Source organism: Vibrio albus (assembly GCF_003144035.1).
In the GTDB taxonomy this organism is placed as follows: Bacteria; Pseudomonadota; Gammaproteobacteria; order Enterobacterales; family Vibrionaceae; genus Vibrio; species Vibrio albus.
In genome coordinates this window covers 40,988-58,548 of sequence record NZ_QFWT01000008.1, presented here as the reverse complement: position 1 = coordinate 58,548, position 17,561 = coordinate 40,988, and the positions used below count along the sequence as shown (strand labels likewise).

General features: G+C 46.9%; 14 protein-coding genes. 11 read left to right on the top strand and 3 right to left on the bottom strand.

Features of this window, described 5'->3' with window-relative positions:
* The first annotated feature begins 190 nt into the window (after positions 1-190).
* Together DI392_RS14335 and DI392_RS14330 are read left to right on the top strand one after the other, a co-directional pair.
* On the top strand, positions 191-1,069 hold the full coding sequence (locus DI392_RS14335; RefSeq protein WP_109320382.1) for a LysR family transcriptional regulator: 879 nt from the start codon (positions 191-193) through the stop codon (positions 1,067-1,069).
* Positions 1,070-1,255: 186 nt separating this feature from the next.
* Positions 1,256-2,152: a cation diffusion facilitator family transporter gene (locus tag DI392_RS14330; RefSeq protein ID WP_109320381.1), complete on the top strand. Its 897-nt coding sequence runs from the start codon at positions 1,256-1,258 to the stop codon at positions 2,150-2,152.
* A gap of 16 nt (positions 2,153-2,168) precedes the next feature.
* On the opposite strand, the gene DI392_RS14325 is transcribed toward DI392_RS14330, so the two are convergent.
* Positions 2,169-3,125 (bottom strand): AEC family transporter, encoded by a 957-nt coding sequence (locus tag DI392_RS14325; protein WP_109320380.1) that lies wholly within the window; start codon positions 3,123-3,125, stop codon positions 2,169-2,171.
* 183 nt (positions 3,126-3,308) lie between these two features.
* On the opposite strand from DI392_RS14325, the gene DI392_RS14320 reads away from it, so the two are divergent.
* From DI392_RS14320 to pstB, 5 genes are all read left to right on the top strand, one after another.
* The gene (locus tag DI392_RS14320; protein WP_109320379.1) at positions 3,309-4,640 is read left to right on the top strand and encodes a DEAD/DEAH box helicase; all 1,332 of its coding nucleotides are present in this window, start codon (positions 3,309-3,311) and stop codon (positions 4,638-4,640) included.
* A gap of 214 nt (positions 4,641-4,854) precedes the next feature.
* Positions 4,855-5,676: a phosphate ABC transporter substrate-binding protein gene (locus DI392_RS14315; protein ID WP_109320378.1), complete on the top strand. Its 822-nt coding sequence runs from the start codon at positions 4,855-4,857 to the stop codon at positions 5,674-5,676.
* A gap of 98 nt (positions 5,677-5,774) precedes the next feature.
* Positions 5,775-6,701, top strand: a complete 927-nt coding sequence (gene pstC, locus DI392_RS14310) for a phosphate ABC transporter permease subunit PstC (protein ID WP_109320377.1) — start codon at positions 5,775-5,777, stop codon at positions 6,699-6,701.
* A 6-nt stretch (positions 6,702-6,707) separates the two neighbouring features.
* On the top strand, positions 6,708-7,571 hold the full coding sequence (gene pstA, locus DI392_RS14305) for a phosphate ABC transporter permease PstA (protein ID WP_109320376.1): 864 nt from the start codon (positions 6,708-6,710) through the stop codon (positions 7,569-7,571).
* A gap of 59 nt (positions 7,572-7,630) precedes the next feature.
* Complete coding sequence (gene pstB, locus DI392_RS14300; RefSeq protein WP_109320375.1) at positions 7,631-8,380, top strand: phosphate ABC transporter ATP-binding protein PstB; 750 nt, start codon at positions 7,631-7,633, stop codon at positions 8,378-8,380.
* A gap of 111 nt (positions 8,381-8,491) precedes the next feature.
* On the opposite strand, the gene DI392_RS14295 is transcribed toward pstB, so the two are convergent.
* On the bottom strand, positions 8,492-10,006 hold the full coding sequence (locus DI392_RS14295) for a M16 family metallopeptidase (RefSeq protein WP_109320374.1): 1,515 nt from the start codon (positions 10,004-10,006) through the stop codon (positions 8,492-8,494).
* 236 nt (positions 10,007-10,242) lie between these two features.
* A complete protein-coding gene (locus tag DI392_RS14290; protein ID WP_109320373.1) occupies positions 10,243-13,380 on the bottom strand; it encodes a DUF748 domain-containing protein in 3,138 nt (1,045 codons plus the stop codon).
* A 225-nt stretch (positions 13,381-13,605) separates the two neighbouring features.
* Between DI392_RS14290 and DI392_RS14285 the strand changes: the two genes are divergently transcribed.
* From DI392_RS14285 to DI392_RS14270, 4 genes are all read left to right on the top strand, one after another.
* Positions 13,606-14,220, top strand: coding sequence for a fumarylacetoacetate hydrolase family protein (locus DI392_RS14285; RefSeq protein WP_109320372.1), 615 nt, complete (start codon positions 13,606-13,608; stop codon positions 14,218-14,220).
* 172 nt (positions 14,221-14,392) lie between these two features.
* Positions 14,393-15,757, top strand: coding sequence for an aspartate aminotransferase family protein (locus tag DI392_RS14280; RefSeq protein WP_109320371.1), 1,365 nt, complete (start codon positions 14,393-14,395; stop codon positions 15,755-15,757).
* Positions 15,758-15,879: 122 nt separating this feature from the next.
* Complete coding sequence (locus DI392_RS14275) at positions 15,880-16,443, top strand: sigma-70 family RNA polymerase sigma factor (RefSeq protein ID WP_109320370.1); 564 nt, start codon at positions 15,880-15,882, stop codon at positions 16,441-16,443.
* A 111-nt stretch (positions 16,444-16,554) separates the two neighbouring features.
* Positions 16,555-17,550: a permease gene (locus DI392_RS14270; protein WP_109320369.1), complete on the top strand. Its 996-nt coding sequence runs from the start codon at positions 16,555-16,557 to the stop codon at positions 17,548-17,550.
* The last annotated feature ends 11 nt before the right edge of the window (positions 17,551-17,561 follow it).

Sequence of the window (17,561 nt, the reverse complement as noted above, 5' to 3'; positions counted from 1 at the left end):
TACGGAATAAAATAGAAATACAGTGTACCACCGGACTCTGTCTGGTGGTATGGCATAAAATATACAGTAAATCATGTAGCTTGGTCATAAACAGAGCCCGCTATTGATTGTTACAGAAGATCCGGTACAAATAGAACCCAAAGCGTACGATAGGGCGTGCCTGGCCTTAGTCAAAGGAAAACAGACAACCATGAATTTTTCTCAGATAGAAGCATTTTGCCGTGTGGCGGATTCGGGATCCGTTTCCGAAGCGGCAAGACAACTGGAGTGTAACCGTACTAAGTTGAGTATGGCCATTAAGTCTCTGGAAAAGGAGCTGGGGATTGAGTTGTTTGTCCGCACCGGCAACCACCTTAGCCTCTCTGAAGCGGGTAAAGCGATCTACAAAGATTGTGACAGCATGCTGGTGACCGCTGCCCGGATAAAGCAGACCTGCTTACAGGTTTCCGGGGAGTTTAACGCTGAAATCTGGATTGGGCGGGATGACTCCTTACCAGGTGATTTGTGGCAGGAGCTGTCGCACAAGCTGAATAATAAATTTCCGGCTACCTCATTTAATATTGTGCTGGCATCCAGCGGGGATTTGGCTAACTTAGTTGAGACGGGTCAGGTGGACTATGCGTTTGGGGTTGATTATGAACGGATTGATGATCCTCGCCTGATTTATCAGCCGCTGGGAAAAATTAGAATGATGTCAGTGTGCAAAGCCAATCATCCACTGGCTAAAAAACGCCGTGTAACGGATGAAGATTTACTCAATGCGATGCAAGCCTCCATGGCTTACCTGAATGAAAAAGACAATCCCGAGTTGCAGCCTTTTTCCCGTCAGTATATCGGTTTTTCCAGCTTCGATATTATGTTGAATACTATTTTGCAGGAAGATGCGTGGGGTGTATTACCAGAGCCGCTTATAAGACATTTTCTGCGGAAAGAAGAGCTGGCCGTCATCCGTCACACGTATGGCCTGACTCAGGAAGATTACTGTATGTTGATGGCAACCGGAATGACGGAGCACCCTGCCATTGAGTGGCTGACCGATAAAATTAATGACTTTTTGTTTGATTTTTGACCGGTCATAATGGTGGCGCATCAGTCACTGTCAAAAATGCTGTCGCCAGGTTGGCGGTGTATCTTATTGATTTTACTTGCTTAGCTCTCATGTTTTACTTGCAATCCATTTCATTCACGAAGATGTCGTTTGTAAATTATCCCGGTCTCACAAAGAATAATAGCGTGTTTGTTACCGAGATATTTTATGTGTGCCAAAGTAAGTCAACAGGAAAATAAGATTCTTACTTTTTCAGCTCTCCTCGCAGCAGGATTTGCCGTTGGTGGGTTGATTTTAGGGTTAATGGTGGGATCTCTGGTTATCGTGTTTGATGGTGTCTATTCATCCGTCAGCCTGCTGTTAACATTATTGTCGCTGGCAGTATCAAAATACATTCAAACGCCTTCTGCGAAAGAATTCCCCTTTGGTAAAGCGATGTTAGAGCCGATTGTGATTGCGGTAAAAGCAGCCGTGATATTGGGGGTTGTCGGTTATTCTCTTCATTCTGCTGTTTCGGCCCTGTTCACTGGTGGCCGCGATATTGATACCTCGGTCGCGACGTTGTTTGGCGTGGTTAACGTGATTGGCTGCGGGTATGCCTGGTGGTTTATCGCCAACAGAAGCCGTCATTTTTCTTCTGGCCTTGTCGAGGCTGAGTCTAAGCAGTGGCAAATGGACACACTGTTGAGTGTGGCAGTCACGGTAGGTTTTGTTATCGCCTGGATTGTCACCCTTTCTCCATTGGCAGAATACGCCGTTTATGCCGATCCACTGATGATGTGTGTTATGTCGGTCTACTTCATTAAGGTACCGTTTGATATGTTGTGTGGTGCCATGCGTGAACTGCTGATGATGTCTCCGGATGAAGATATTCGCTCTAAAGTCGGCGCGGGTGTGGTGGCCGTTAATAAAGAAGCAAGACAGCAACTGGAACTCGCGGGCGTGATTAAAGTAGGACGCGAGTTAAGGGTTAACATTGATATGCATACTGAAAACAGTGGCATTATCGCTGTTGATGATATCGAACGTACCCGACGTTCACTGGCTCGTCGCTTGTCGGTCCTGCCTTTTGATCTGCAGCTTAATTTGAATATTGCCCGGTAACCCGCTGAAAAAGCCGTTACATTAACGACAGGCTGGACAGTATAAAAATACCCGCTGTGCAGCTGAGCAGAGAACCTATGGTGGTCAGAGCAATAATGTTGGCCGCCAGTGACGCGTTACCCCCCATCGATCTTGCCATCACATAACTGGCTGCAGCAGTCGGTGCTCCGGACATAAAGAAAACAACGCCGAGCGGAAGGCCTCGAAATCCCGCGAGTAGAGCACCGCCGGTGATAAATAGTGGTGCGAGTACTAAACGATAGCTGGTTGAAAACCAGGTCGAAGCCTGATCATCTTTCAGAGAGCGCATGTTAAGGGTGCCTCCGGTGCAAAGCAGAGCCAGAGGCAGTGTCATATTGGCAAAGTACTGACCGGCATCCACCACCATATCGGGGATTGGTATAGAAAGAATCACAAAGGCGAACCCGGTGATGATGGCAATGACCAGCGGATTGCGGGTAATGGTTTTGATGATCAGCGCCCAGGCTTGCATCCCCGTGGTATTCCCCTTTGGGGTCAGGGCAATAATAGCCAGTATATTATACAGAACCGTCATCGGAGCCACGTATACGGCGGCCTGAGCGACACCCTCATCGCCATAAGCGTTGGCAACATAGGCCAGTGCAATAATTGCCGTATTGGCTCTGAAACCTCCCTGAATAATCACCCCCTGATCGTTTGGGTCATTAAACAACTTTTTCGTTGAGTAGCTGGTAAACAGAAAAAACAACACATTGGCAACAATGCCAAAGGTAATCAGCTCTGCACTGGCGGAAAAGTCGTGATCTGATTTCACTATGCTGAGAAACAGCAGAGCAGGAAGCGTTACCTGAAACACCAGCTTCGAGGCTCCATCGATAAAGTCATCATTGATCATCTGAAAGCGCTTCAGAATGATGCCTAACAATAGCATCAGGCAGATCGGACCGGTAATAGAGGCAGAAAAAAGTAATTGGTCGGTAAAACTGTCCATAGCGTAACCTGATAACTCCAAGTGATTGGAAATAATAAAAATTGATAAGAATCACACTTTATTACAAGGGGTGAGATCTGTAAATCTTTAGCTGATTCGTCAATAGTTAGTGCTAAAGTTATATACTTTACGGTATCATTGCGCGTTATTTTTTTGATTTGTTTCCTGCAGAAAACAGGCTAGATGGAGCATCCCTTGCAATTTAAAGATTTAGGCTTAGATAATCGCTTACTGAAAAACCTTAACCATTACGGATTTAAACAGGCGACAGATATTCAGCGTCAGGCAATCCCTGTTGCTGTAGCAGGGAAAGACCTGCTGGCATCGTCCAAAACAGGTTCTGGTAAAACGCTGGCGTTTGTCTTACCTATGTTGCATAAGGCACTAAAAACAAAAGCCTTTTCTGCAAGGGATCCACGGGCCGTGATTCTGGCACCGACCCGGGAGCTGGCAAAGCAGGTGTATGGCGAGCTGCGCAGTATGCTGGGTGGATTGTCTTATACGGCGACACTGATCCTGGGCGGGGAAAACTTTAATGATCAGGTTAAAGCTCTGCGTCGATACCCTAAATTTATTGTGGCCACACCTGGACGTTTAGCGGATCACCTGGAGCACCGTTCTCTGTTCCTGGATGGGGTGGATACGCTTATTCTCGATGAAGCTGACCGTATGTTGGATCTGGGTTTTGCCCCGGAATTACGCCGGATTCATAATGCAGCCAAGCATCGCCGCCGCCAGACGCTGATGTTCTCTGCGACGCTGGATCATGCCGAAGTGAATGACATCGCGGTTGAGATGCTTAACGATCCGAAGCGCATTTCTATTGGTCATGCGAATTCAGAACATACCGACATTACTCAGTCTTTTTATCTGTGTGATCACTTAGACCATAAAGAAGCCATCCTGAATCGTATTCTGGAAGAAGCCGACTATAAGCAGGTTATTATCTTTACCGCGACCCGGGTTGATACGGAGCGGCTGACAAAAGAGCTGAATGAGAAAAAACTCAAAGCCGTGGCGCTAAGCGGAAATCTGAATCAGACGCAGCGTAATACCATCATGAGCCAGTTTGAGCGGGCCGTGTTTAAGATTCTGGTGACGACGGATGTGGCTTCCCGCGGGCTGGACATTGCCAATGTGACACACGTTATCAACTTTGATATGCCGAAGCATACCGAAGAGTATGTTCACCGGGTTGGACGTACCGGACGTGCCGGCAATAAAGGTACAGCACTTTCTCTGGTTGGCCCGAAAGACTGGGACAGCTTTAAGCGTGTAGAGGCTTTCCTGCAGCAGTCGATCGAATTTTCGGTTCTGGATGGGCTGAAAGGCAAGTTTAAGGGCCTTAACCCTCGCAAGCCGAATGTGAAAAAGGGTGATGCAGCCAAGAATAAGCGTCAGCATGTGAAGAAGGCGGCTAAGAAGAAACCGGTTAAAAGAGATAAAAGCTATTATCAGAATGTTTCTGTAGGGGATGATGTCTTCATTCCCAAAAAGAAAAAACCACAAGAATAGGTGAATAAAAAAGGGAGCAGGTGTTGCTCCTTTTTTTTAACCCATTAATTCATAAAACCTTTCCCACTGTTGCATTTACTATATATGCGATTTCCCATATGTATTTATGTCATAGAGGGTTCAACTTTGTGTAACACAAACGTCATATTCAAGTTCTAAAGTGACACCCGTTCAAGTGAAAAGTAACGGCAATCTGCCACTAAAGGAAATTGTAATGAAAAAGACAGTAATCGGTGCAATCGTTCTTGCAAGTGCTCTAGCAGTGAATACAGCTTCTGCAAAAGAAACCATCTCTGCAGTTGGCTCTTCAAGCGTCACTCCGCTAATGGAATATTTCGCTGAAACTTACATGAAATCTCACTCTGACGTATTTATTGAAGTTCAGGGTCCAGGTTCTTCTGCTGGCGTAAAAGCTGCAAAAAATGGTTCTGCTGATCTAGGTATGGCTTCTCGTAATCTGAAAGAAAAAGAGAAAGAGCCAACACTGAAGCAAGAAGTTATCGCTCGTGACGGTATCGCTGTAGTTGTTAACCCTAAGAACCCGCTTAAAGGTCTGACTGCTGAGCAGGTTGCTGCTATCTATAAAGGCGAACTGACTAACTGGAAACAAGTTGGTGGTCAGGACAAGCCTATTGTTGCAATCACTCGTGATACTGCATCTGGTACTCGTGGTGCTTTCGAAGACATCATGAAGCTGAAAATGAAAATCAACGGCAAAAAAGTATCGGCTATCTCTCAGCGTGCTCAGGTTGCTAACGGTAACGGTGGTCTGAAAACTATGGTTGCTTCAAACCCTTACGCTATCGGTTACATCTCTCTTGGTACTGTTGATTCTTCTGTTCACGCTCTGGACATCGACGGTACAGCAGCGACAGTTGCTAACGTTAAAAACGGTTCTTATAAAGTGGCTCGCCCATTCCTTGTTCTTTACAAAGAAGGCAAACCATCTGCTGAAACGAAAAAATTCCTAGACTGGATGCTGGATGCAGACGCTCAGGCTATCGTAGACAGCCACGGCTACATCTCAGTTAAATAAGTTTAGCTGACTAGTAAAAAATTATTGCTCAGCCCGTTACGTTTTAGGGCTGAGCTTTTTCCGTCCCATCTCGACTTTTATCGATATGTGAGATTGTTATGACCATCGCAACAAATAGTGACAAGCCTATGAGCAGTGAAGCTAGCCAGATCAGTAAACTGCGCCGTAAAGACGGTGTGGATTGGAAAGAACGTTTTTTCCACGGCTTATTCCTGACCAGTGCAGTAATCGGTATTATTTCTCTCGCCATTATTGCGTATTTCATCTTTAAAGAGAGTATTCCAGCATTCGAAGAAGTGGGTGTTGCCGGCATCGTATTTGGCGAGCATTGGCTACCACCTGCGTTATATGGTGTTTACACCATGATTGTCGCCTCTGTGGTTTCTACTCTTGGCGCGGTAGTTGTCGGGGTTCCGATTGGTGTGCTTACGGCGATTTTCATTGCTGAAATTGCCCCTAAACGCCTGGCTGATATTATCCGCCCTGCGGTCGAGCTGCTGGCAGGTATCCCTTCAGTGGTTTATGGTTTCTTTGGTCTTGTTATCATCGTTCCGCTTATCCAGAATATTTTCCAGGTGCCGGCAGGTAATACCATACTGGCGGGAATCATCGTTCTGGGCGTGATGATTCTTCCTACCGTAATCACCGTATCTGAAACCTCTATCCGGGCTGTTCCCCGCTCTTATAAAGAGGGTTCTCTGGCATTAGGTGCCTCACATATCTTCACCATCTTTAAGCTGCTTGTACCAGCGGCACGCTCAGGGATCATGACCGGCGTTATCCTCGGTATCGGCCGAGCACTGGGTGAGACGATGGCAATCATCATGGTGATGGGTAACGCCCCTGCGATGCCTCAGGGCATTCTGGATTCAGCCCGTACGCTGACAGCCAACATCGCTATTGAAATGTCTTATGCGAGCGGTGTTCACGCAAACGCACTTTATGCAACGGGTGTGGTTCTGCTGGTGTTCATTATGGTTCTTAACGCAGCTCTACTGTATCTGAACCGTCAGAAAGCAAGGTAAGTAATGATGGATAAAGTAAAACTAAAACAAGCCCGTCAGACCCAGGATACGATTCTTCATGCGTTTATCTGGGGTGCCGCGGCGTTAACCGTCGGTTTCTTGTTCTGGATTATCTGGTACATCCTGTCAAACGGTCTTCAGTTTGTGAACTGGGAATTTATTACCGATAAATATACCGTGACTACTGACGAGAAAGGGATTTTCCCGATGATCATTTCGACGATTTATATGGTCATCGCTTCTATTGCTGTGGCGGCCCCAATGGGCATCATGACGGCTATCTACCTGACTGAATATGCCAAAGTCGGAAGTAAACTGGTCAAAGTGATTCGGTTCTGTACCGAATCTCTGGCGGGTATTCCGTCTATTATTTTCGGCCTGTTTGGTATGACGTTCTTTGTGGCGGTTCTTGGTCTTGGCTTCTCGATCCTTTCCGGTGCACTGACACTGAGTATTTTGATCCTGCCGGTGATTATCCGTACCACAGAAGAAGCCTTAATGGCGGTTCCACAGACTTATCGTGAAGGGTCATACGGTCTTGGAGCATCAAAGATTTATACCATTTGGCGTTTGATTCTGCCGAGTGCAATACCGGGTATTTTAACATCGGTTATCCTGAGTATTGGTCGTGTAATTGGTGAATCTGCACCAGTGTTCCTGACTGCAGGTATGGTGGCTCGGGTTCCTGAATCTCTGCTTGATTCAGGCCGGACACTAACGGTTCATCTTTATAAGCTGACTACCGAGCTGTTTACCATTGATGAATGGAATCAGGCATACGGTACAGCGACAGTTCTGATTGTGGTGGTGCTTATCATCAACATGATAACTAAGTTGATTGCAAAACGCTTTAATACGGCAACTTACTAATTTTCGCATAGCCTAACGAACAGCAATTACACGATTTAAAGAATTTAGAGATTGAGAATATGAACAAGTTTAGCATTGAAAATCTGGACCTTTTTTACGGCGAAAATCAGGCGCTGAAATCCATTAATCTGCCAATTCCCCTGCGCCAGGTGACGGCGCTGATTGGTCCTTCAGGCTGTGGTAAGTCGACGCTGCTTCGCTGCTTAAACCGCATGAATGATCTTATTGAAGGGGTGAAAATTACCGGTACTCTGAAAATGGATGACGAAGATATCTACGGCAATATCGACGTAGCGGATCTGCGTATTAAAGTCGGCATGGTATTCCAGAAGCCAAACCCGTTCCCGATGAGTATTTATGAGAACGTAGCGTATGGTCTTAGGGCTCAGGGCATCAAAGATAGAAAATACATTGATGCTGTCGTAGAGAAGTCACTTCGCGGTGCTGCACTATGGGATGAAGTGAAAGATCGCCTGAAATCTCATGCCTTCGGTCTGTCCGGTGGTCAGCAGCAGCGTCTGTGTATTGCCCGTACCATTGCGATGGAACCAGATGTGATCCTGATGGATGAGCCGACGTCAGCCTTGGACCCGATTGCGACTCACAAAATCGAAGAACTGATGGAAGAGCTGAAGAAGAGCTATACGATTGTTATCGTGACTCACTCCATGCAGCAGGCACGTCGTATTTCAGACCGTACCGCTTTCTTCCTGATGGGAGAGCTGGTCGAGCATGACGATACGCAAATCATCTTTAAAGATCCAAAAGATGACCGAACTAAGGGTTATGTGAACGGTGATTTTGGTTAATCACTAACAACAGATTCCACTTCGCTTACGTGGTAAACGAGTTTACTGGCAAACACTATAACAATAAGCGATGGTACTCTTGCCCCTCTTGATGAGGGGCTTTTTTTGTTATCAGTTCAGGCTTTTTTCTTTCGGAGTAAGAGATGCGTCCAGCCGATGGGCATGTTTACCAGTCAGTTCAGTATAGATCTTATGTACCTTTTCTGTCGTCAGGCGATGTAAAAAGGCTTTAGGATGATAGTAAGCATTTACATCATAACCGGAAGCAAGATAATACATCAGCACAAATGCTTGTGATTTAGGGTTATTCACCTCTTTGTCCAGCTCGGTTAACAGCTGGGCTTTGGCGATATTCAGTTCTTCCTCTGTGAAGCCTTTTTCTGATTCTGATAGCACGTCATTAATAGCCGAATCGACTTTTGGTTTGTCCTCCGGTGCCGTTGTGATATTAAAATAGAGTGTGGCGACATTCGTTGCTTCGGGCGTCACAATTCCTACCGTTGGCGGGGTGTCCTGGCATATTTTACCGTTGAGCCGGTTAGAGAGCCTTTTAGCCAGCATTTTACTAATCAGATGATAACTAAACAGGTGCTCTGTGGTCATCCGGGCACTGGCAACAGAAGAGAAAAGGACATCAGAGACTGTGGTCGGCTGATCGTTCGCTTTCAGTACGACATGGCTTTGGTCGGTAAGCAGTTCTACCTTCTGCCTGGATTTTACACCGGGGTTGTAGCTGATATTGGCGATATACTGTTGCAGATACGGTTCGAAAACCTCTGGTTGCATGTCTGCAACAATAATCAGCTTAAAACTGTCTTGTTGTCTGAATGATAATTGATATACCTGGTCAACTTGATCAGCAGTGGCGTTTTTCAGTTGCTCTACCGTTGCGAGTTGTAGAGGGTTTGATTCTCCGTAGAGAGTGGTATTGAGCGCCTGGACATAACGGCTGAAAGGCGTGGTCAGGTATGACTGGCGTTGGTTTATAATATTGTGCCGAATCGCTTTAAATTGAGAGGGATCGACTTTCGCAGTGGTCGCGGCCTGATGGAGCGAAGAAAAAGCCGTCAGCAGGTTGTCCTGATTGGTGGTAACGGCAAGAGTTCGCTGGTTGCTGTAGATCTCCGGGCGAAGGAAGGTCTTTTTTTCCGTCAGATAGTTATTGAGCTGAACGGCATCAAAGTGAGCCAGTCCGCTGCGCATAAACGTTTCTATAGTGAAATCAAAAGCAGGTTTCAGCTCCGGTGGTAAAAGTAAGTTACCCCCTTTAGCTGTGTAGCGGATATACACTTTTTTCTTTGCTTCTGGCATTCTTTTGAACCAGACATCAACGCCGTTTTCCAGCGTCCACTTATAGAGTCCGGTCTTTTCGTCCGGACCGCTGCTGATGATCTGGCCTTTGGTTTGCGGTTCAGGGAAGCCTTGAATGGCTTCATCTGTAAGATGCAGAGAGTCTGATGAAACGTTTTTTTCAGCGATGCTCTGCTGGCTTTCAGTTGCACTGACCCCTTCTTTATTCTCCGTAATGGGTAGTTCCGGGCTAGAACAGCCACATAAAGATAAGAGAAGAAAAGAAATAAAAACAGGGAGTCGGGTGTTCTTTTTACCTTGTATATTGTTAAGCATGAGTGGCTCTGAATGATAGTAACACTAGGTTGTCATCAGAGCATATTGAATAATGAAACGCTATTTTAACTATGAAACAAAATGTAGTGCATCCCATAAATTTTAGTGTCCATTTGTTATGGATCGCACTTCAGAAATAAGTAGTCGTCATTCCGAGAGTTCGAAATGACGACTGTGTCGATTTCAGACTACGTGTCTCTGGTTGCATCGCCCCCGGTTCAGTTACTTCGCATCCGTTACTTCGCATCCAAAGTTAATAACGCCTGTGCCGCGTCTGTTTTCAGCTCTGTTTTGCTGTCCAGAATGAAAATACGTCCCGGATCAAGTTGCGCACCTTCTACCAGAAATGCTTTCGTGGCTTTTGCCCGGGCATCGGCCAGGTTGCCCAGTGAATCCGGGCTTATCTCCTGAGCAGACAGAAGCTGGTTATACATACCGATATGCAGTACAGAGGTTATCCGGGCCAGGTCAATATCGGTGACTTCTTCGGTTTCTGCCTGTAGTTGCTTTTCGATTTTACTGCGTTCCGCTGTGATATCCAGATTCAGCTCTTGTACAGACAGCTGCTCAAGTGCCGTGGCTAACGGGCCGGTTGCCGGGATACGGCTGGCAGTCAGATTGGCTGGCAGCTCGCTCAGGCCGCTTAGCTGCAACAGTTTTTGCTGTAACTGTGCTTCAGCCAAAGCATGGCTGTCTTCTTTCGGGTTGACTGACCCTTCTACACTGACGGCTAATTTCGGTCTCTTTGTCAGTGCGTTGGCAAGCTTTCTCAGCCGGGCTTCTTCGGCTGGAGTGAGTACGGCTAGTCCGGGATCGAATTGCACCAGGTTAAGCTCTTCATCACTGCCTATCAGGTTCGCCAGTAAAGAGAAAGGCGCAGTAACGGCTTTAGTAATGATATTGCCGATGGCTTTAAGAATAATGCCACCCAGACTGAAGTCCGGGCTGTCCAGATCACCGGAGACATCCACGCCCAGATCGATAACGCCATCGGTGTCCTGCAGTAATGCAATGGCCAGAGATACCGGCAGGCTGGTGGCCAGATCAGATTCACTTGCCTTACCCAGCTGTAACTGGTCGATGACCACATGGTTACTGCCTTTCAGCTGGTTATTGTCCAGCAGGTAATTGATATCCAGTGAAAGCTGGCCTTTATCAATATAGTATCCGACATAAGTACCGGAATAAGGGTTAACAGACGTCAGCTCTGCACTGTCCAGAATAAAATCCAGATCCAGATACGGTGGTGTCAGTAATGGGTTTACCTCACCGCTCAGGGTCACCGGAGCGTAGCGGTCCACTTTGCCCTGCAAAGCGACTTCCGCCCGGGTCGCCGGATCGGAGGACAGGTGGTTGATATAGCCTTGCAGATCTTCAATACCGGAAGCAAAGTTCGGTGTCAGCGAGTAATCAGCAAAATAGGCGGAACCGTTGCGGACTTCTATTTTACCAATATCCAGATCAAAAGCGGGTCCCTTCGCCGTGTCGGCTACCTGAACGTCGGTCTCCGGTTTATCCGAAGTCTGATTGGATGTTTTCTCTGTTTCATTGGTTGCCGAACTATCACTGCGCGCCATAATTTCACCGATGTTGGTGCGTCGGTCTTTGGCTATCAGTACCTTAGCATACGGTTCATCCAATTGGATTGTAGCGATATTCAGCGACTGCTGCTGCAGGTCAAACTGCATCGAATCCATCGCCATTGTCTTCCATTTGATCAAGGGTTCATGTTCCAGTCCGTCTTTGATCAGCAGGTTATCGACGGATGCCCGTCCCTGATAAGTGGCTTTACCCTGGCTGTCGGCACTGAACGCCCCTTCCGTGGAAAGGCCTCCGGAACTCAGCTCGACATTCAGGTAAGGTTTGAGATAGGGCTGGAACTGGCTTAAATCCAGAGCGGTGAGTTTGATCTCGCCGTCTGCCGCCAGCGCGTCCGCATTAATCTGACCATTGCTGCTAAATGCGCCCCTCGACTGTTGTGGGCTGGCGTTTTCTGAGCTGCTGATATTCATCGATAGCTGATAGTCAACCGGCTGGCTAAGATCGCTAAGGACCCGATCGGTGCTGAGTGACAATGGGTAAATGCGCCAGTGAACCCCCTGAGAGACCAGCTTTTCTGTCAGGTTGATATCGCTGTCACTCATGACAAAGCGATTCAGGCTGATCAGCCAGGGCTCTGGTTGCGGATCGTCAGCGACGGTTTCATCCGTGTTTGTCTGTGACGGTACGACATCTTTATCTGCAGACACAACAGGAGTAAACAACGACTGAAGGTCGACAGTGCCGTTTTTATCCATTGCGGCATCGATAGTCAGGCCGCTCAGGCAGATACTGTCAAGGTTGATCTTCTGAGAGCCGGTATCGGCCGAAATGTTTTCCACGGTCAGTTCCGGAAGAGCGACTTTCGGCTCGGAATCGGCACTGAACACCAGATTTGTCAGGGCGAACTGACCGTTCTCAGTGTTAACCTGAATGTTTTCGTCGTTTTGTATCAGGTGGTAATCCGTTGAAAAGCGGAGACTTCCGCTGGTTAACTGTGCCGGTATCATATCGGCGGCTAAAGGCCAGAATGGGGGAAGCGTGAGTCCTGACAACTGGAGATCACCATTTACTTCCAGAGGCTGAAGCTGGAACTGGCCGGACAGTGCCAGCTGGCCTTTATCCGCTCCGGTCAGAGACAAGGCGTAGCGGTTAGATTCTTCTGCCAGTACAGCGCCGGTTTCGGCATTGTCCGGTACGCTGAGGGTGAAGGCACGGGTATCCATCTGATTCAGAGCAATATCAAGAGCCGGATAGTCAAGCTTTGTTCCCGTGACCTGATCCCGAATATGCAGCTGACCCTGCAGAATACTGAGGCGATCGGCGATCAGTCCCGGGATACCGGTGCTTTCCGGCTGGGGTTCCTCTGTCTGAGGGGCTTTTGATGCCTGCTTCGCAAGGGTTTCCTGAATATCACTAAAATTAAACCGGGGTGTGCCATTCGTTATGTCTAACCGGGCGACATTCACCACAGGGTTTTGGATATCCAGATGATCGATAACGGGCGTCAGGTGTCGGATTGTGCGCCAGAAACTGAACTCCAGTTCCAGCTGGTCGAACTGAATAAATCTGGTGGTTTCATCCTGTTCGGCAATCGCAAATCCGCTGATCCGGGTGCGCAGCAGAAATGGGTTTATTCGGACTTTGGCAATCTGAACTTTGCGTCCGAGCTGCTCACTGAGCATGTCGGGGGCCTGAGACTGAATGATTGCCGGAACGATCAGTCCCAGCAACAGAGCATAGGTGGCGTAAGCGGTCAGAAGATAAATACCGACTCTCACCGGCTTGGTGAGTGATTTGAAACGTTGGTGCAAGCTGACTAAGAAAGTTTTCATTGATAAGTTCGCTCTTTGGAGTTTGTTATAGCAAACAAAGGATTACCTGTTAGATACAGTATACGTTACGATATCTGAAGTGTCGTTATTCTGTAAGTGCTTTCTGCCACGCTTCTCTGGCGGTGAAGGTGGCAGAGTGTCGGCCAGCACACAAAAATTTCACCCAATCATAAGGTTATTGTGGTTACAATGAGCGGCTAATGTTGTCACACCATGGATGGAAATATGAACAGAGTCTGGTTAGGAAATAAGAAAGTCACACCCGGTAAAGTGGTCTGTATTGGCAGGAACTACGTTGAGCATATTGAAGAGCTGAATAACGCGGTTCCCGAGCAGATGGTGGTGTTTAACAAACCTAACTCGGCGATTTCCGGACAGCTGTACTGTTTTCATGATGAACCGCTGCATTATGAAGGGGAGCTCTGCTTTTTGATCCGCAGGAAGAAACTGGCTGCGGTGGCATTTGGGCTGGATCTCACCAAGCGTACGTTACAGAGTTATCTGAAAGAGAAAAGGCTGCCATGGGAGAGAGCGAAAGCGTTTGATAACTCCGCTGTATTCAGCCGGTTTGTACCGCTGGATGGGCTGGACATCAATGACCTGAGCCTTGAACTGTTTATCAATGGTGTGCGGGTACAAAGCGGTCATGTGAGTCAGATGCTTTATCTACCAAGAACGATTTTGCAGGAGCTAAGTACTTACACGACTCTTGATACCAATGACATTGTGATGAGCGGTACGCCAAGCGGTGTGGGTATCATCCAGTGTGGTGATATTTTTACCGGCAGAGTGAAATGCGCTGGAAACACACTGATAGAGACGGAGTGGAGAGCGGAATAGGCGTCATATTACACGGTTTATGATACAAAAACAGCTATTTGACTTATTTATCATTAAGGGCTATATAAATAAAATGAATAGATGAATTAATATAAATAGCTGTTTATATAAGTTAGCTTAAGGTTAGTCTATATTGTTATATTAATGAAATTGATAGTTTCAGGAGTATTGTATGGCTAATAAACTTAAAGAAGAGAAAAAAGTCCCAATACTGCCTGGTCCGAAATCAATAAAAGATATAATAAGAACCGAAAAATACATAGGCAGAAGTAATTACGTCGGCTTATATGGGATTGCTATTGCTTCCGGAGACAAGAATTATATACAGGATGTTGATGGTTACTGGTATTTGGATTGTTTAACGGGAGCCTCGTGTAATATATTGGGTTACCACACCGGTATTGAAGAAATATACACCTCCCAGGCCCGGGTCATGCAGCATTCCTGCTTTCCTTATGCGCCGAATGAAGCCGCTTTAGAACTGGCGAAAATGCTGATAGAGCATTCGCCCGGTCATTACCGGAAAAAGGTTTTGTTTGGATTAAGTGGTTCCGACTCTGTTGAAGCGGCTATTCAGGCAATGCGCAAGTATACGAAGCGCTTCGGAGTGGTATCGTTTAAGTATGACTATCATGGTTCTACCGGATTATCTCAGCCCGCGTCAGGTTTTGGTTTAGATAAGGGCATTTTTCCCCATTCAAAGTATTTTCGTCATTTCAACTTCCCGGTCACTCTGCAGCAAGAGGAAAAAACGCTCGAAAAAATCGAAAAAGCCTTTCAAACTGGCACCGTTGGAGGCGTTTTGGTCGAACCTATTCAGGGGGATGCCGGCATTGTGGTTCCGGAACAGGGTTTCTTGTATTCCTTGTATCAGTTAGCGGCGCAGTATGATTGTCTGTTTATGGTCGATGAAGTCCAGTCTGGTATGGGCAGAACGGGTAAACTATGGGCCATTGAACATTATGGTATCGAGCCTGACTTACTGATTGCGGCAAAAGGTCTGTCTGCAGGGTATGCACCTATTTCCGCGTTGGTAGGCCGACAAGAAGTCATTGATACGCTTGATCCAGCTCAGCACCTTTTTACATATTCCGGACACCCACCTTCTTGTAAAGTCGCCACATTTGTATTGGACAGAATACTGAAAGATAATATTTTAAATTCAGTGGTAAAAAGAGGAGAAAATTTAAAAAGTAAGATAAAAGATATCCAGAGTAAATATCCTGATATTATCAAAGATGTCAGGGGTGTTGGCCTGATGTTAGGCATTGAGCTGAATATAAAAAATAATCCGACATTAACACAGACGTTTTGTTACCTGTGCCTTCAGAGAGGCGTGTTTTTTGGTTATTTTGGTCCCCATAACAATGTCGTCAGAATTGAACCTCCACTAACATTAACAGAAGAAGAAGTGACAACCGTTACGGATGTTATATATCAGGTTCTGGATATAATAGCGCAGAACAAAGTCAGTGGTGAGGTGACAGAAGCAGTTAAGAAATATTGTTTAGGTATTGGTATGACAGAAAATAAGTAACTGATTAATTAAATGATCGTTTAAATAACCTCGAAAAATCTTTTATCTGTGATAACGTAGGGTTTGTTCATCATGGATTTTAGTTATTCCACCCTAACTTATAAACGCACAGACCCAGAACTATGTCTCATCTTCATTCCTCTTCCGTTGCTCCGTGTCTTCTGGAAACCTGGCACCTGACCGAATCACAGCTGTTTTACTGGTTGCTCAAGCAGTGTGGTGAAGAAACGCTGGCGTTTGATCTGCTGCAGGAGACGTTTTTACGCGCTTTGCAGAAGCAGAAGGGGTTTTGTGACATTCAGAATCAGCGGGCCTGGCTTTTCCGGGTCGCGGCTAACCTGCTGACGGATGAAAGACGACAGTCGCATAAACTTGACTATAACTATAATTTCGAAGTGTGCGACGACAATAGTGAAGAGCCGCCTGTAGTCGACAGTCTGGCGCAGTGTCTGCCAAAAGCGCTGAAACGCCTGCCTCCTAATGATAAAGCCATTATTGAATCCTGTGATCTTAACGGTATGAGTCAGAAAGACTTTGCTCAGCATGCGGGGCTTACGTTGCCTGCTGCTAAGTCGCGTCTGCAACGTGCACGTACCAAGCTCAGAGAGACACTAAAATCCCAGTGTCAGATCCATCTGGATGAGCAGCAACGGGTCTGCTGCTTTGTTCCAAATAAAGAAAAATAAAAAAATCTGCATCCTTTTCGCCTGTCGTGCGTTTTATATAGAGAATGTCTTATAGGACAGCAACTGGCCGGGGATCGTCATATCACCGGCCCTACGATGACAGGAGCAGGTATGTTTGAAGTTTTCACCCGTCTGGCGGACTGGGTGTCTTATCAGGTTTTTTCCCTACAGCCCGAGACCCGGCTGGCGGATGCGGTTCATTTCTTTATTGAAGATACCAGCAAGATACTGGTTTTGCTGGTGGTGATGATCTACACGATAGCCTTACTGCGTGCTGGGCTGAATGTGGAGAAAGTGCGGCATTATCTGGCAGGGAAAAAACGCCTGTTCGGGTATGTCACCGGAAGCTTTTTCGGTGTGATTACCCCGTTTTGCTCCTGTTCCAGCATTCCGGTATTTCTCGGTTTCACTTCTGCAGGGATCCCGTTGGGCATCACGATGGCCTTTTTGATCACCTCTCCCCTTATCAACGAAATCGCGGTGTTATTGCTGTTCAGCTTGCTGGGCTGGAAATTTACGCTGGCCTATGTGGCGCTCGGCATGTTTATCGGGGTATTAAGCGGCTGGTTCTTAGATGCAATAGGGGCGGATCGCTGGCTGGCTCCATTTGCGGCGAAAGCGATGCAGAATGCCCGCAACGGACAGGTGCAGTCTGTCGTTAATCAGGCACCGACGGCGATCACTCTGAAAGAGCGGCATGAGTTCGCTAAACAGGAGATGAACGAGATTGTAGGGCGAGTATGGAAATGGGTATTCATCGGGGTCGGGATTGGTTCTGCTCTGCACGGCTTTGTGCCGGATGGCTGGATTGAAGCTCATCTGGGGGCTGGTCAGTGGTGGTCGGTTCCTGCGTCTGTGGTTATCGGTATTCCGCTTTACTCCAATGCCACTGGGGTGATCCCTGTCATGGAGAGTCTGCTGACCAATGGCCTGCCTATAGGCACCACGTTGGCGTTTTGTATGAGTACCGTAGCGGCCAGTATTCCTGAATTTGTCATGCTGAAACAAGTGATGCAGTGGCGTTTGCTCGGGTGTCTGTTCGCTCTGCTGCTTACGGCATTTACCGTGATTGGCTGGGTGTTTAATTTATCTTTCTGGAGCTTTTAGAAGTAAAAATA

Excerpts from the sequence above, each read along its gene's own strand:
- DI392_RS14335 (WP_109320382.1), top strand. The coding sequence starts at position 191 with ATGAATTTTTCTCAGATAGAAGCATTTTGCCGTGTGGCGGATTCGGGA.
- DI392_RS14325 (WP_109320380.1), bottom strand. The coding sequence starts at position 3,125 with ATGGACAGTTTTACCGACCAATTACTTTTTTCTGCCTCTATTACCGGT.
- DI392_RS14315 (WP_109320378.1), top strand. The coding sequence starts at position 4,855 with ATGAAAAAGACAGTAATCGGTGCAATCGTTCTTGCAAGTGCTCTAGCA.
- DI392_RS14330 (WP_109320381.1), top strand. The coding sequence starts at position 1,256 with ATGTGTGCCAAAGTAAGTCAACAGGAAAATAAGATTCTTACTTTTTCA.
- DI392_RS14290 (WP_109320373.1), bottom strand. The coding sequence starts at position 13,380 with ATGAAAACTTTCTTAGTCAGCTTGCACCAACGTTTCAAATCACTCACC.
- DI392_RS14280 (WP_109320371.1), top strand. The coding sequence starts at position 14,393 with ATGGCTAATAAACTTAAAGAAGAGAAAAAAGTCCCAATACTGCCTGGT.
- pstB (WP_109320375.1), top strand. The coding sequence starts at position 7,631 with ATGAACAAGTTTAGCATTGAAAATCTGGACCTTTTTTACGGCGAAAAT.
- pstA (WP_109320376.1), top strand. The coding sequence starts at position 6,708 with ATGGATAAAGTAAAACTAAAACAAGCCCGTCAGACCCAGGATACGATT.
- DI392_RS14320 (WP_109320379.1), top strand. The coding sequence starts at position 3,309 with ATGGAGCATCCCTTGCAATTTAAAGATTTAGGCTTAGATAATCGCTTA.
- pstC (WP_109320377.1), top strand. The coding sequence starts at position 5,775 with ATGACCATCGCAACAAATAGTGACAAGCCTATGAGCAGTGAAGCTAGC.
- DI392_RS14295 (WP_109320374.1), bottom strand. The coding sequence starts at position 10,006 with ATGCTTAACAATATACAAGGTAAAAAGAACACCCGACTCCCTGTTTTT.
- DI392_RS14275 (WP_109320370.1), top strand. The coding sequence starts at position 15,880 with ATGTCTCATCTTCATTCCTCTTCCGTTGCTCCGTGTCTTCTGGAAACC.
- DI392_RS14285 (WP_109320372.1), top strand. The coding sequence starts at position 13,606 with ATGAACAGAGTCTGGTTAGGAAATAAGAAAGTCACACCCGGTAAAGTG.
- DI392_RS14270 (WP_109320369.1), top strand. The coding sequence starts at position 16,555 with ATGTTTGAAGTTTTCACCCGTCTGGCGGACTGGGTGTCTTATCAGGTT.